The sequence below is a fragment of the Mesorhizobium sp. B263B2A genome, from assembly GCF_020165775.1.
Taxonomy (GTDB): domain Bacteria; phylum Pseudomonadota; class Alphaproteobacteria; order Rhizobiales; family Rhizobiaceae; genus Mesorhizobium; species Mesorhizobium opportunistum.
Window position 1 is genome coordinate 39,258 of the sequence record NZ_JAIUIU010000021.1, and the last position, 14,457, is coordinate 53,714.

At 63.7% G+C, this 14,457-nt stretch carries 12 protein-coding genes; 7 read left to right on the top strand and 5 right to left on the bottom strand.

The window, feature by feature from the left end; translation table 11 throughout:
* Positions 1–14: 14 nt before the first annotated feature.
* Positions 15–959 carry a hypothetical protein gene (locus tag LB568_RS26260; protein ID WP_041163952.1) on the bottom strand — a complete coding sequence of 315 codons (945 nt, stop codon included), beginning with the start codon at positions 957–959 and terminating at the stop codon, positions 15–17.
* A gap of 323 nt (positions 960–1,282) precedes the next feature.
* On the opposite strand from LB568_RS26260, the gene LB568_RS26265 reads away from it, so the two are divergent.
* From LB568_RS26265 to LB568_RS26275, 3 genes are all read left to right on the top strand, one after another.
* The gene (locus tag LB568_RS26265) at positions 1,283–1,525 is read left to right on the top strand and encodes a hypothetical protein (RefSeq protein ID WP_224731644.1); all 243 of its coding nucleotides are present in this window, start codon (positions 1,283–1,285) and stop codon (positions 1,523–1,525) included.
* Between the two features lie 122 nt (positions 1,526–1,647).
* Complete coding sequence (locus LB568_RS26270) at positions 1,648–1,872, top strand: hypothetical protein (protein ID WP_140570374.1); 225 nt, start codon at positions 1,648–1,650, stop codon at positions 1,870–1,872.
* Between the two features lie 360 nt (positions 1,873–2,232).
* Positions 2,233–3,606, top strand: coding sequence for an amidase (locus LB568_RS26275; protein ID WP_224731645.1), 1,374 nt, complete (start codon positions 2,233–2,235; stop codon positions 3,604–3,606).
* Here the strand turns inward: LB568_RS26275 and LB568_RS26280 are convergent.
* Complete coding sequence (locus tag LB568_RS26280; protein ID WP_224731646.1) at positions 3,600–4,676, bottom strand: NAD(P)/FAD-dependent oxidoreductase; 1,077 nt, start codon at positions 4,674–4,676, stop codon at positions 3,600–3,602. The two genes, LB568_RS26275 and LB568_RS26280, sit on opposite strands and share 7 nt — an antisense overlap.
* 141 nt (positions 4,677–4,817) lie before the next feature.
* On the opposite strand from LB568_RS26280, the gene LB568_RS26285 reads away from it, so the two are divergent.
* Positions 4,818–6,410: a peptide chain release factor 3 gene (locus LB568_RS26285; protein ID WP_023766338.1), complete on the top strand. Its 1,593-nt coding sequence runs from the start codon at positions 4,818–4,820 to the stop codon at positions 6,408–6,410.
* A gap of 182 nt (positions 6,411–6,592) precedes the next feature.
* Here LB568_RS26285 and LB568_RS26290 read toward each other — a convergent pair whose 3' ends face one another.
* On the bottom strand, positions 6,593–7,060 hold the full coding sequence (locus tag LB568_RS26290) for a VOC family protein (RefSeq protein WP_023775776.1): 468 nt from the start codon (positions 7,058–7,060) through the stop codon (positions 6,593–6,595).
* A gap of 265 nt (positions 7,061–7,325) precedes the next feature.
* On the opposite strand from LB568_RS26290, the gene ilvD reads away from it, so the two are divergent.
* Positions 7,326–9,170: a dihydroxy-acid dehydratase gene (gene ilvD / locus LB568_RS26295; protein WP_224731647.1), complete on the top strand. Its 1,845-nt coding sequence runs from the start codon at positions 7,326–7,328 to the stop codon at positions 9,168–9,170.
* A 168-nt stretch (positions 9,171–9,338) separates the two neighbouring features.
* Here ilvD and LB568_RS26300 read toward each other — a convergent pair whose 3' ends face one another.
* Positions 9,339–11,093 carry an ABC transporter ATP-binding protein gene (locus LB568_RS26300; protein ID WP_224731648.1) on the bottom strand — a complete coding sequence of 585 codons (1,755 nt, stop codon included), beginning with the start codon at positions 11,091–11,093 and terminating at the stop codon, positions 9,339–9,341.
* A gap of 150 nt (positions 11,094–11,243) precedes the next feature.
* On the opposite strand from LB568_RS26300, the gene LB568_RS26305 reads away from it, so the two are divergent.
* Both LB568_RS26305 and LB568_RS26310 read left to right on the top strand, forming a co-directional pair.
* Positions 11,244–12,524 (top strand): amidohydrolase family protein, encoded by a 1,281-nt coding sequence (locus tag LB568_RS26305; protein ID WP_224731649.1) that lies wholly within the window; start codon positions 11,244–11,246, stop codon positions 12,522–12,524.
* 107 nt (positions 12,525–12,631) lie between these two features.
* Positions 12,632–13,555, top strand: coding sequence for a DMT family transporter (locus LB568_RS26310; RefSeq protein ID WP_224731650.1), 924 nt, complete (start codon positions 12,632–12,634; stop codon positions 13,553–13,555).
* Here the strand turns inward: LB568_RS26310 and LB568_RS26315 are convergent.
* Complete coding sequence (locus LB568_RS26315) at positions 13,552–14,454, bottom strand: phosphotransferase family protein (protein ID WP_224731651.1); 903 nt, start codon at positions 14,452–14,454, stop codon at positions 13,552–13,554. The two genes, LB568_RS26310 and LB568_RS26315, sit on opposite strands and share 4 nt — an antisense overlap.
* Positions 14,455–14,457: the final 3 nt, after the last annotated feature.

A 14,457-nucleotide genomic window follows, 5' to 3' on the forward strand; every position in this document is an offset into this window, starting at 1 on the left:
CCGGCGTTGGCACTTCAGGGGCTTTGCCGCGCGTGCTTCAGCCAGTGGCGGTCGAAGACATCGAGGATGGCGCGGAACTCGGCTGGGGGGATCTGGTGGACGCCGCCATCGCTACCTCCAACGAGGAACCGCGTGAGCTGCCGGTCGACCTGCTCGGGATGCTCGATGGACATGCCGACCGATGCCAGATCTGCCGAAATCGACTCATCGGGCAGCAGGTATCCGCCCCACGGGGTGGCGCCCCGCGCCTGATCGCGCAGACGCACCATGAGGATCCTTGTCAGCGACGGCTGCGCCTCCGGACCGATAATAGCCGTTCCACACATATAGCCGCCAAGAACACTCCCCGGCTGCGACCGCGGGAACAGGCTGACGAAGAACTGCGCATCCCCGCCGACTTCCTTCAGATGCATGTAAAGGGCACGCTTGGCTGGCGTGACCGGGCCGCCAATCACCAATTGGCCTGTCGGCAAGATTTCGCGATAGCTGGCGGTCAGGCCATGTGAGCCAGGCCCCGGCTCCATCGACAGGATGCCCCTGATGAATTGGCCGCGATAGTAAGGCGACCAGGCACGCGAATAGCATGCATACGTACCGGCAAGCGCCAAGGCGAGGCTGCGCTCTTCATGGTTGGACGAGGTCTCGAACTGAGACCCGGCGCGGCGTTCGAGATCTGCGCTGTCGATGTTGTGGCGGGTCGCGATAGCGGCCGTGAAGTTTGGCAGGTCGCAGTCGGCGATCCATGCGCCTGACTGTTCCAAGCCCAGCAGCTTCGCCCAGTCGTCATACACACTATGCTCGCGCGGCTGGGCGCGGCCCTGCAGCCATTTGTCGGCACGGCCGAGATCGAATGAGGTCTTCGGATTGACGGACCGGAAAGCCGCCGCCAGATCCTTGCGGGTTACCGTTCCCAACAACGCCGAAGTCAGCCGTAATTTCTGAGCAATGTGCTGTGCCACGCGGCTGCCTTTGCGGTTTTGTTTCAGCCATAACACGCCGTGGCAAAACCTCACACCTTACTTTTCAATCTGCTAATATAAGAGGAATTCCAGAGAATTCCACGGCATTCCGCGCGTGCCGCCTTCCCGGCTTGTGGGCCGGCGCTAAGCTCGCGAAGGGCAAGGGGCATACTGTCAGCGAACGTTCTGAACGTGCGCCGGAGAGGTCATTCCCCTTTCCTTCGAAGAGCTGTGACACGCTCCCATCGAGCAACGGCGAAACCAGGCTGAAGGCCCGGTAGCAACCGAACCGTAATGCCACCTCGAATTGAAGGAATGACCGGATGACCGCAAACGCCTCTTCCAGACTGACATTCATCGTATTTACCGCAGGCTGCATCGCACTGGTGCTGCTGTTTCGATACGCGCCGGCTGGCGACTTTCACTCGAGATATCTCAAGGGCGCAACGGCGGTGGTGGCCGCCAAGCCGACCCGCATCGACGTCGATAACGAGGCGCACGCCATTCGCTTCTATATCGACGGCAAGCAGGTCGCCCTGCTCGACGAGTCCGGATTCAGGCAGTGAGGCGGCCAAGCCGCGCACAGCGGCGAGGTGGAGTTGATGACTCCATGAAGAGGAACTTGGGCGCGACGCATGAGTCTATCCAGGAAATGCGCGCGCTTTGTAGCCAGAGAGGAAAACCTGTCATGAAACTCGTTCTGTCCGCACTGCTCGTGCTGCTTGTCTTGTCGCAAGCGGCGGAGGCCAAGAAGAAAGTTGCGGTGACGCAAGACAATGCCGCCACGGCGCAGGCGACCCGGCCGCCCCTGGACGACACGTCGACAGGCGGAATCAGGTCGGCCGCGGGGGCAACCGCGACGGCCACCGAAGGGCAGCAATACCCGCCGGCGCTGTATTTCAATTTCCAGTAAGCCAATTGCTTGTCGACGCGGGTGCTTGTCGACGCAGGGGACCGATGATCCGCAACGGGATATCGCTTCGAGCTATTTAGGGAGAGCCCGAGGATCGCGGCTCCCCCCGAGTGCTGCCGGCCGGATGCCCAATCGTGATTGGCTGGCGAGGTGGAACCATAGCGAAGGTCACGGCCCCGTCGATGACCGGCGGGAACATTTCGCAGCCGAAATGAAGCGAGATCGTCGACTAAATCCGATTGGCCTTGACCGGCGCAATTCCAATCAAGCACAGCCGATCCTCGAATGCTCAACTCCGCTTGAAGCCGTGCCTCGATCCGCCATCTTCAAGTCGAGTGCGGCCAAGCCGGAGCATTCCTCATGGACATTGCCTTCTCCTCAACCGTCGATCTCGCCATGGCAATCGCCGCGCGCAAAATCTCCGCCGTCGAGGCACTCGACGCCCATCTGGCGCAGATCGACAGTCATAACGAGGCGGTCAACGCGGTCGTCTCGCTCGACAGGGAAGGCGCGCGCGAACGCGCCAAAAAGGCGGACGCAGCGCTGGTACGCGGCGAAGCGCTCGGTCCGCTGCATGGCGTTCCCTTCACCCTGAAGGACATGCACGAGACAGCAGGCATGAAAACAACGGTCGGCTTTCCCCCCTTCGCCGATTATATGGCGAAAGAAGACGGGCCGGTCGCGGGCAGGCTGAAGGCGGCCGGCGGCGTGCTGATGGCCAAGACCAACGTCGCCAGTATGCTGTCCGATTGGCAGTCGAACAATCCGCTGTTCGGCCGCACAAGCAATCCTTGGAACCTTGAGCGCACCTCTGGCGGCTCCAGCGGCGGCGCGGCAGCGGCGATCGCGGCTGGCATGACGCCGTTCGATGTCGGTACCGACATGCAGGATTCGATCCGTCTCCCAGCCGCCTTCTGCGGCGTCTACGGCTTGAAACCAACGGAGCATCGCGTCTCGTTGGCCGGTGCCTTTCCCAATCCGGGCGATGCCGCGCGCAGCGTCCGGCTGATGTCTTGCGTCGGGCCGCTGGCGCGCAGCGTGGACGATTTGTCCTTGATCTATCGCATCATTGCCGGATCGGACGGGCGCGACACCGATCTCGCGCCGCTGCCGGTCGAGGACATGCCGAAGCTCGAACTCAAGACATTGCGTATCGCTTTTGCACCGACCTTTCCCGGCTTCCCGGTGACCGACGCTATCGGTGCTGCTGTTGAAAATATAGCAAGGCAGTTGCAGTCGGCCGGCGCGACCGTCGAGAAAGCGAACCTTCCAAAACTGGATTTGCATGACGATCTCGCGCAAGGCGGCGCGCTGATCGGCATGATGATGGAGGCCGCGCAGCCCGAGCCGCCGGACGAGCCGGCACCCGTCTCGCGCTGGTTCGAGGCGCTCGCCCGCCGTGACAGATCGATTCTCGCCTGGGATCAGTTCCTTGAAAACCATCATGCGCTGCTCTGCCCGGTCGCCATGACCACGGCCTTTTCACATTGCGAGCCCGGCACGCCGATCAAAGTCGACGGCAAGGACCAAAGCTATTGGATGCTGCCGGCCTATGGTGCTGTCTTCAACTACAGCGGCCACCCGGCGCTTTCGATGCCCTGCGGACAGAACAGCGACGGCCTGCCGATCGGCCTGCAACTGGTCGGCAGGCGCTGGTCGGAATCACGGCTGCTCGGCATCGCCAGGGCAATGACGCCGTTGACCGGTGGCTTCAGCCGCCCGCCAGGCTATTGAGCGAAGCGAGCCAATCCGTAAGGCGCCAGCAGCGAATCGCGCTCGCCATCAAGGATTTCACGAGCGGCAAACAGGCCGACGGCCGGCGCCAGCGTGATGCCGGAATGCATGACGCTGACATAGACACCGTCCATGCCCTCGGCGCGGCCGATGATCGGAAAACCGTCGATCGGCGTCGGCCGGTAGCCGACCGTGTGGAAATCGAGCGTCAGCCCGTCTCCGCCGCGCAGGCTGGCTTTCAGGACCGCGAACAGTTCGCTGGCGGTGACCTGCGCATCCATGCCGGGGTCGGCGCCGCTGAAATCGGAACCGGCGATGATACGGCCCTCGGCCGTCTGGCGCATATGCAGCCGCTCGGCCAGCACCAGTCCGTTCAGCAGCTTCTCGTGGGGCCGCGAGTGGACGATCAGGCCGGGTGGCGTCTCGAGCGGCAGATTTATGCCGGCGGTGGCGGCAATATCCGCCGAGCCGACGCCGGCCGCGATCACCACCTCGTCGGTGGCAAGCAGCCCATGCGATGTGTCGACGCCCGAAATCCTGCCGCCTGTCTGGACCAGCGCCGTCACCGTGCTGGAGATGATCCGCGCGCCGCGTCGTTCGGCATCGGCCAACAGCGCCTTCGTTGCCGCGACCGGCTCGGCAACGCCCTCTTCGGCGACATGCAAAGCGACGTCCGGAAGTTCGATGAGATTAGGCTCTATACGTGCCGCGCCGGCGCGGTCGACGCGCTCGATGCCATAGCCCCAGGCCGAATGCTGCGCGGTATAGGTTTCCATGTCGGTCCCCGACAAATCCCAGCACAGGCCGCCGCACCAGCTGAGCGGCAGGCCGGGCAGGTCCCGCGCCAGCCGCGACCATTCGGCCATGGCGCGGGTGCGCAGCCGGAAATAGGGCTCCGGATTGCCCCATGTGGCATTGATCCAGGCAAAGGAGTTCGGCGTGGCGACCCCACCTGCGGCGCTGTCGGCGGCGATGACTGTCACCCGCGCCCCGGCCCTGGTCAGGTGCCAGGCAATGGAAGCACCGATGATACCGGCGCCGATGACGATCACTTGCTTGGCTGCGCCCATGCGGAACCTCCGTCGAACAGGGTCTTCTGATGCCATCGCATCGAACCTATCTCAAGTGCCGGCAGGCCAATCCGGCCAAATCTGTTCGACAGGCCCGAAATGCGCTGCTAGAAGCCCGCGCCACAGACAGGATTCCAAAAATTGGCTGAAGACATCGAACAGGCGGTATCGCGCCGCCGCACCTTCGCGATCATCGCGCATCCGGACGCCGGCAAGACGACGCTCACCGAAAAGCTGCTGCTGTTCGGCGGCGCCATCCAGCTTGCCGGCGAGGTCAAGGCCAAGAAGGACCGCATCCAGACCCGGTCCGACTGGATGAAGATCGAGCGCGAGCGCGGCATTTCGGTCGTCACCTCGGTGATGACCTTCGAGTATGAGGACAATGTCTTCAACCTGCTCGACACGCCCGGCCACGAGGATTTCGCCGACGACACCTATCGCACGCTGTCGGCGGTCGACTCGGCCGTCATGGTCATCGACGCCGCCAAGGGCATCGAGCCGCGCACGCTGAAGCTGTTCGAGGTCTGCCGGCTGCGCGACATCCCGATCATCACCTTCGTCAACAAGATGGACCGTGAGAGCCGCGACCCGTTCGAAATCCTTGACGAGATCGAGCAGAAGCTGGCGCTGGATACCGCGCCCATCACCTGGCCGATCGGCCGCGGCAAAACGTTTTCCGGCACTTACCATTTGGCGCTGAATGCGGTGCGCAGAGGCGACGACGAGAAGGAACGCACGCCCGTCAATGGTCCCGATTCCAACCGTGTCGCCGGCCTGCTGCCGGAGAACGAGCGCGAGGCCTTCATCGAGGAACTGGAACTGGCGCGCGAAGCGTGCCGACCCCTTGATATAGAAGCCTTTCGCGAGGGCCATCTGACGCCGGTCTATTTCGGCTCGGCGCTGCGCAATTATGGCGTTCGCGACCTGATCGAGGCGCTTGGCGCTTTTGGCCCGCCGCCGCGTGCGCAGGAGGCAGATACCCGCACGATCGAGGCGACCGAGGAGAAGATGACCTCCTTCGTCTTCAAGATCCAGGCCAATATGGACCCCAACCACCGTGACCGCATCGCTTTCGTGCGCGTCTGCTCGGGCAAGCTCGAGCGCGGCATGAAGGCCAAGCTGGTGCGCACCGGCAAACCGATGTCGCTCTCGGCGCCGCAGTTCTTCTTTGCCCGCACGCGCGTCACCGCCGACGAAGCGTTCGCCGGCGATGTCGTCGGCATTCCCAATCACGGCACGCTGCGTATCGGCGACACGTTGACCGAAGGCGAGGAGATCCTGTTTCGCGGCGTGCCGAATTTCGCGCCCGAAATCCTGCGTCGTGTGCGTCTCGGCGATGCGATGAAGGCCAAGAAACTCAAGGAAGCGTTGCACCAGATGGCCGAGGAGGGCGTCGTCCAGCTGTTTTCACCCGAGGACGGCTCGCCGGCCATCGTCGGCGTCGTCGGTGCGCTACAGCTCGACGTGCTGAAGGAACGGCTGAACTTCGAATACACGCTGCCGGTCGAATTCGAAATGTCGCGCTTCTCAGTGTGTCGCTGGATCTCGGCCGACGACAAGGCCGAGACGCTCCGCTTCATCGAAGCGCATCGCGGCGACATCGCCCGCGACCTCGACAACGACCCGGTGTTTTTGGCCCAGCACGCCTTCTCGCTGAACTACGAAGCCGAACGCTGGAAAGCGATCCGCTTCGCCACCATCAAGGACTACCAGGTCCGCGACAAGGCGGCTTGAGCCGGGGCCTTTTCCTTCTCCCCCTGTGGGAGAAGGTGGCCTCGCGAAGCGAGGTCGGATGAGGGGTGTTCCAGGGAGCGCCGACGCCTCACTCCGCTGGAACACCCCTCATCCGGCTCGGCGCTATCGCGCCGATCCACCTTCTCCCGCAAGGGGGAGAAGGGAAGGATCAGCGCCTCAACTCACCCCCTTGCAGCCGCTTCGATCGTGGCAATATCGATCTTGCCCATCTTCATCATCGCCGACATCACCCGGCCGGCCTTGGCCCTGTCCGGGTCCAGAAGCAGCTTCGGCAGCTGCTCCGGCACGACCTGCCAGGAGACGCCGAACTTGTCTTTCAGCCAGCTGCAGGGGCCAGGCTCGCCGCCCTCGGTGAGCTTCTCCCAGAAATAATCCACCTCTTCCTGCGTCTTGCAGTCGATCGACTGTGACATCGCCTCGTTGAACTTGAATTGCGGCCCGCCATTGAGCGCCTGAAACGGCACGCCGTCGAGTTCGAACGTGGTCACCAGCACCTTGCCTTCATCGGCGTGGCCTTCGGGCCAACGCATCACGCTCAGCACCTTCGAATTCTTGAAGATGGAGACATAGAAATTCATCGCCTCCTCGGCCTGGCCGTCGAACCACAGGCAGGTGGTGATCTTTTGCATGTCGTGCTCCTCGGTTTGCTCTTTTGCTGTTACAGGGAAACGGCTGACTCCGAGAATGGTGCCATTCCTGCCGTCTGCCCAAGGACGGCCATGCGCCGAGCGATCCGACAGCGGCCTGAAATTTTTTGCGATATCCGGTTTTTCGCGGAATCTGGCGCATAGCAAAATTGTGGCCAGACCGGACTTGCGCGTCTATAACGCCTGCGATCCGAATTCAGCGCCGCCGCGCCCTTCTTCGGCTGCGGCCAGCCACCAAGGAAAAAACATGCCTGCCTATCGCTCCCGCACCACCACCCATGGCCGCAACATGGCCGGCGCCCGGGGCCTCTGGCGCGCCACTGGCATGAAGGACAGTGATTTCGGCAAGCCGATCATCGCCGTGGTCAACTCCTTCACCCAGTTCGTGCCAGGCCATGTCCATTTGAAGGACCTTGGCCAATTGGTCGCGCGCGAGATCGAGAAGGCCGGCGGCGTCGCCAAGGAATTCAATACCATCGCCGTCGATGATGGCATCGCCATGGGCCATGACGGCATGCTCTATTCGCTGCCGTCGCGCGAGCTGATCGCCGATTCCGTCGAATACATGGTCAATGCGCACTGCGCCGACGCCATGGTCTGCATCTCCAATTGCGACAAGATCACCCCCGGCATGCTGATGGCCTCGTTGCGCCTCAACATCCCGACGGTCTTCGTCTCCGGCGGGCCGATGGAGGCCGGCAAGGTGGTGCTGGCCGGCAAGACGCAGGCGCTCGACCTGGTCGACGCCATGGTCGCGGCCGCCGACGACAAGATCTCCGACGAGGACGTCAAGGTCATCGAGCGCTCGGCCTGCCCGACCTGCGGCTCCTGCTCGGGCATGTTCACCGCCAATTCGATGAACTGCCTGACCGAGGCGCTTGGCCTGTCGCTGCCCGGCAATGGCTCGACGCTGGCGACGCACGCCGACCGCAAGCGGCTGTTCGTCGAGGCCGGCCATCTCATCGTCGATCTGGCCCAGCGCTATTACGAACAGGACGATGAAGCCGCACTGCCGCGCAGCATCGCCTCGAAAGGCGCCTTCGAGAACGCCATGACGCTCGACATCGCCATGGGCGGCTCGACCAACACGGTGCTGCACATATTGGCTGCCGCGCATGAGGGCGAGGTCGACTTTACGATGGAGGACATCGACCGGCTGTCGCGGCGGGTTCCGGTGCTCTGCAAGGTGGCGCCGGCCAAGTCCGACGTCCACATGGAAGACGTCCACCGCGCCGGCGGCATCATGGCGATCCTTGGCCAGCTCGACAATGCCGGACTGATCAACCGCGACCTGCCGACGGTGCACACATCAAGCCTCGGCGAAGCGCTCGACCATTGGGATATTTCCCGCACGACGAGCCAGAACGTCCGCGATTTCTTCCTAGCAGCACCCGGCGGCGTGCCGACGCAGGTCGCCTTCAGCCAGGATCGTCGCTGGGACGAGCTCGACACGAATCGTGAAACGGGTGTCATCCGCTCGGCGAAGACGCCGTTCTCGAAAGATGGCGGCCTTGCCGTGCTCAAGGGCAATCTGGCGCTCGACGGCTGCATCGTGAAGACCGCCGGCGTCGATGAATCGATCCTGAAATTCACCGGCCCGGCCCGCGTGTTCGAAAGCCAGGATGCCTCGGTCAAGGCGATCCTGTCCAACGAGATCAAGGCCGGCGATGTCGTCGTCATCCGCTATGAAGGTCCGCGCGGCGGCCCCGGCATGCAGGAAATGCTCTACCCGACCAGCTATCTGAAGTCGAAAGGCCTCGGCAAGGCCTGCGCGCTGGTCACCGACGGCCGCTTCTCCGGCGGCACATCGGGCCTGTCGATCGGCCATGCTTCGCCGGAAGCGGCGGAGGGCGGCACGATCGGGCTGGTGCAGGAGGGCGACACGATCGAGATCGATATCCCCAACCGCACCATCCGCCTGGCGGTCAGCGATGAAGAGCTCGATGCCCGGCGTGCTGCAATGGTGGCAAAAGGCGCCCTGGCCTGGAAGCCCGAGGAAAAGCGCAAGCGCAAGGTGACGACGGCGCTCCGCGCCTACGCCGCCTTCGCCACCAGCGCCGACAAGGGCGCGGTGAGGCACGTGCCGGAGTAGCGTGGGTTCTTCCTTCTCCCCATGTGGGAGAAGGTGGATCGGCGCGCAGCGCCGAGACGGTTGAGGGGTGGGGTGACGGAGTGCCAGCGGCGCCAAGCTGGAGCACCCCTCATCCGACCTCGCTACGCGAGGCCACCTTCTCCCACAAGGCGAGAAGGAAGAAGCGCCTCACGGCATCAGCTGATACTCATAAAGCTTCTGATACAGCCCGCCCTGCTTGAGCAAGGTCCGGTGTGGGCCGCTCTCTACCACCTTGCCCCCTTCCAGCACCACGATCGTATCGGCCTGGTGAACCGTCGACAGGCGGTGGGCGATGACGATCGTCGTGCGGCCTTCGGTCAGTTGCTGCAGCGCGTCGCGGAACAGGGCTTCCGACTCGGCGTCGAGCGCGCTGGTCGCCTCGTCCAGAAGCAGGATTTCGGCGTTGCGCAGCATGGCGCGCGCGATCGAGATGCGCTGGCGCTGGCCGCCGGACAAGAGGCCGCCATTCTCGCCGACATCGGTCTCATAGCCTTTCGCCTGCGCCATGATGAAGTCATGCGCGTTGGCCGCCCTGGCGGCGGCGACCACCTCTTCGTCGGTCGCGTTCTGCCGCCCGAGCCGGATGTTGTGCATGATCGTGCCGGCAAACAGGAACGTATCCTGGCTGACATAGGCGATCTTTTCCCGCAGCGAGGCGAGCGTCGCGTGGGAGATGTCCTGGCCGTCGAGCAGCACCTTGCCGCCCTGCGGGTCGTACATGCGCATGATCAGGTTCAGGATCGTCGACTTGCCGCTGCCGGAAGGCCCGACCAGCGCCGTCATCTTGCCGGGCGCCAGGGTCAGGTCGAACCGGTCCAGCACCGGCGGACCATTCTGATAGGCGAAGCTGACGGCATCGAACCGGATCTCGCCCGGTCCGGCCAGAAGCGGTCTCGCATCCGGCTTTTCGGCCAGCGTCAGCGGCTCGTCGGCGAGTTGGAACATCATGCGCACGCCGACAATGCCGCTTTCCAGCGATATGCGCACGCGGGCCAGCCGCTTTGCCGGTTCATAGGCCAGCAGCAGCGCCGCGATGAAGGCCATGATGTTGCCGGGCATCTGGCCGCCCTGCAGAACCAGCATGCCGCTCACCATGACCGCACCGGCGATCGCCAGCCCGGCCAGCGTCTCCATCACCGGGCTGGTCACCGCTTCCAGCGCGGCGATGTTGTTGGCCCTGTCCTCGACGTCTGAAACCGCCTTGTACATGCGCTTGCGCATCAGGCCTTCGAGGTTGAAGGACTTGACCACGCGCACGCCGATCGCGGTTTCCTGCATCACCTGTACGATCTGGCCCACCGAGCGGAACTCCATGGCAGCGAACTTGCGCACACTCTTCAGGATGCGGTTGACGCCATAGATGGCTACTGGCCCGACGACGAAGCAGATCAGCGACAGCGCCGGCTGCTGCCATACCATGACCCCAATCAGGGCAGCCAAGGTCACCAGATCGCGCACATAGGAGGTGACGATGAGGTCGAGCACGTTGCGCGCCGCCTGGGCATTGTTGGTCATGCGGGTGATCAGGTCGGACGAAGAGGTCGAATGGTAGAATTCGATGCCTTGCGCCAGGATGCGGTCGTAGATCTTGCGCTGCCGCTCGGCGATGATGGCGTTGCCGACCCGGCTCATGAAATAGGCCTGCACGAAATTGGCGAGGCCCTTGACGACGAAGATTCCGGCGACCGCCAAGGCAATCATGTTGACGCGGTCGACCCGTTTGTCGATCACGAATTCATTGGTGATTTCGCGCAGGATCCAGGCGCTGGCAGCCGTCATGCCGGCCACCACCAGCATCGACAGGATGGCGGCGCCGTAGCCGACCCTGTGCTGCCGGAAGGATTCCCTGAGCAGCCTTGCAACGAGGCGCTGGTTTTCCGTCGAACGGAAGAAACGAAACAACGGCTGATCCTTGATGCCGGGAGGACGAAGGCGGCTTATAGAGGGAGTTGCCGCCGGAGGGAACTGTCCGCAACGGTCGGCAAGAAACGGCTGCGGCATGGTGCCTTTTGCGACACGATGTCAAAGTGATTCTTCAGGGGACGACGAACGATGGATTTCGACCTTATCGTGCGCGGCGGAACGTTGCCTGACGGCACCATCGCCGATATCGGCATTATCGGTGAGACAATCGCGGCAATCGAGCCCGAACTGAATGTCACCGCCGGTGTGGCAATCGATGCCCATGGCAATCTGGTGTCGCCGCCCTTCGTCGACCCGCATTTCCACATGGACGCCACGCTCTCCTATGGCATTCCGCGCATCAACGCGTCGGGCACGCTGCTCGAAGGCATTTCGCTCTGGGGCGAACTGAAGCCGCTGCTGACACATGAGGCGGTGCGCGACCGGGCGCTCGCCTATTGCGACTGGGCGGTGTCTATGGGCCTGCTCGCCATCCGCACCCATGTCGATGTCTGCGACGACCGGCTGCTGGCGGTCGAGGCGCTGCTCGACGTCAAGAAGGCGATCGCCCCTTACATAGACCTGCAATTGGTGGCTTTTCCGCAGGACGGCTTCTATCGCTCGCCGACGGCGCGCCAAAACACCATTCGCGCACTGGACATGGGCGTCGACGTGGTCGGCGGCATTCCGCATTTCGAACGCACCATGGCCGATGGTACGCGCTCGGTGACCGAACTCTGCGAGATCGCGGCAAAACGCGGCCTGATGGTCGACCTGCATTGCGACGAGACCGACGACCCGCTGTCGCGCCACATCGAGCAGCTGGCCTATGAGACGCAGCGCCTGGGCCTGCGGGGCAAGGTGGCCGGCTCGCACCTCACCTCGATGCATTCGATGGACAATTACTATGTCTCGAAGCTCCTGCCGCTGATTGCCGAGGCCGGTGTGTCGGCCATTCCCAACCCGCTGATCAACATCATGCTGCAGGGCCGCCACGACACCTTCCCGAAGCGCCGCGGCCTGACCCGGGTCAAGGAGATGCAGGCGCTGGGCATTCGCGTCGGCTGGGGCCAGGATTGCGTGCTCGACCCCTGGTATTCGCTCGGCACCGCCGACATGCTCGACGTCGCCTTCATGGGGCTGCATGTGGCCCAGATGTCGAGCCCGGCCGACATGGCGCGCTGCTTCGACATGGTCACCAGCGTCAATGCTGCGATCATGGGGCTCGGTCATCTCGGCCTGGCGGTCGGCAAGCGCGCCAGCCTTGTCATTCTCGATGCCGGCTCTCCGATCGAGGCGCTGCGCCTGCGCGCCGAGCGCATTTGCGTCATCGCCAGGGGCAAGGTGGTGGCGGAAAGGACAAGGCAGGACACCAGGCTATCCATCCCCGGCCGGCCGGCAACGGTCAACCGCAGGCATCAGGCCGGGTAGGCCCAGTCGATTCCCGGTTCTGGTCTCGCCCTTTCCCGGATTCTCCTCGTCAAAGTGGCCGCTTCCGTCTAGGACGCAGTTACGAAAAGGGAGGAATCGGGATCGGCATGACGCAACCCGTGGCGCAAAATTCCACGATCAGGAACGTGCTTCTGGCCGGCATTCTGCTGATGCTGGCCGGCGATTTCCTGTTTGCGCTGAACGACGCCATGGGCAAGTGGCTGGTCACCAGCTTCTCCGTTGGCCAGGTGGTGCTGATCCGGTCGATCGGCGCCTTCTTCGTGCTTGGTCCGATGATCGCCAACCAGGGCGCCGGCAGACTGTTCCAGATGGAGCGGCCCGGGCTGCAGATCCTGCGCGTGGTGGCGACGACGCTGGACACAGCCTTGTTCTACGCCGCCGTCGTCTATCTGCCGCTCGCCGACGTCATGAGCTTCTACATGGCAGGGCCGATCTATGTCGCCGCGCTGTCGCACTTCCTGCTGGGCGAAAAGGTCGGCTGGCGCCGCTGGGCGGCGATCCTGCTCGGCTTCTGCGGCGTGCTGATCATGCTGAAGCCCTCTTCGGCGGCGTTTTCGCTGTCGTCGGGCTTCGCGCTCGTCGGCAGCATCGCCTTTGCCTTTGCCATCATCCTCAACCGCCGGCTGCGCGGCACCAGCGACACCAATCTGGTGACGTGGCAGACCATCGGCACGCTGGTGGTCGGCGGCGTCATGACCATCGGCGCCTGGCAGACACCGTCGGCGCTCGATTTCGGCGCCATGCTGCTGCTCGGCATCGTCTCCTGCGGCGCGCACCTGATGATCACCAGGGCGCTCAAGCTGGCGCCGGCCTCGACGCTGGCGCCGCTGCACTACACGCTGCTGTTATGGGCGGTGGTCTTCGGGCTGGCGTTCTTCGGCGACGTTCCCGGCCCGCGCATCCTGATCGGCTCCGGCATCGTGGTGCTCGCCGGCCTGTTCATCTTCCACCGCCAGAAAGTGGTCGAGACCACGGTGCCGCCCGAAAACGTGCCGAAGGGCGTGAACTAACCCCTACGCACGGCCGCCAGGTGCCGTGAAAACTCCGGCGTCTCCATCAACGCCTTGCATCGGGCAAACCGCCCGTCGGCATAGGCGCGGAAATCGTCGACCGGGTTGTCGTTGGCGAGCTGGATCAGGCCCCACAGCGTCCACAAGAGATCGCACATCGCCTTGTAGATGACGACGCGGCCGCGCTCCGCCGGCGTCGCTTCGCCGCCAAAATAGGCGCGCATCATCTCCTCGTCCTGCGCGGTGTCGAATCTGCCTTCCACACTGAGGTCGCCGAGATCCCAGAGCGGGTCGTTCATCCCGGAATATTCCCAGTCGACGATCCACATCCGCTCTCCCGTATCGAGAAAGTTCTCGCACAGCGGATCGCAGTGGCAGGCGACGACGGGAAGCGGATGCGCGGCAAGCGCCGATCGCACGGTCTCGGCCTCGCGCACCACATCGTGATAGCCGGCGGGCAGCGCGACATTCTTGGTCGACAGCACCTTGAGATAATCGTCGATCATTGCAAACAGTTCGAAGCGGAACGGGAATACGGCGCCCGAAGCATGCAACTTGCGGAAGGCCTCGCCGGCACGCGCCGGACTGCCCGGCCGGGCCTTGAATTTCTCCGGCGACATCGTCTCGGCGCTGGCAATGAAGCGCGTCACCATCATCCCGGTGCCGGGGTCGACATGCAGGACCTCGGGGCTGACGCCTGCCTTGGCTGCCTCGCGCGCCGCCACCGCCTCATTGGCGCGGTTGATATACTCTTCCGTGCCCTTGCCGGGAATGCGCAGGCAAAACTCACCGGCCTTGAAGACCAGGTTGGTGAGGCCGCCGAGCCGATCCAGCGGCCCGGTATAGCCAGCCAGCATCGGAATTGCGGCAAGTTTCGCCCGCGCCTCGTCCGTCACCATGCC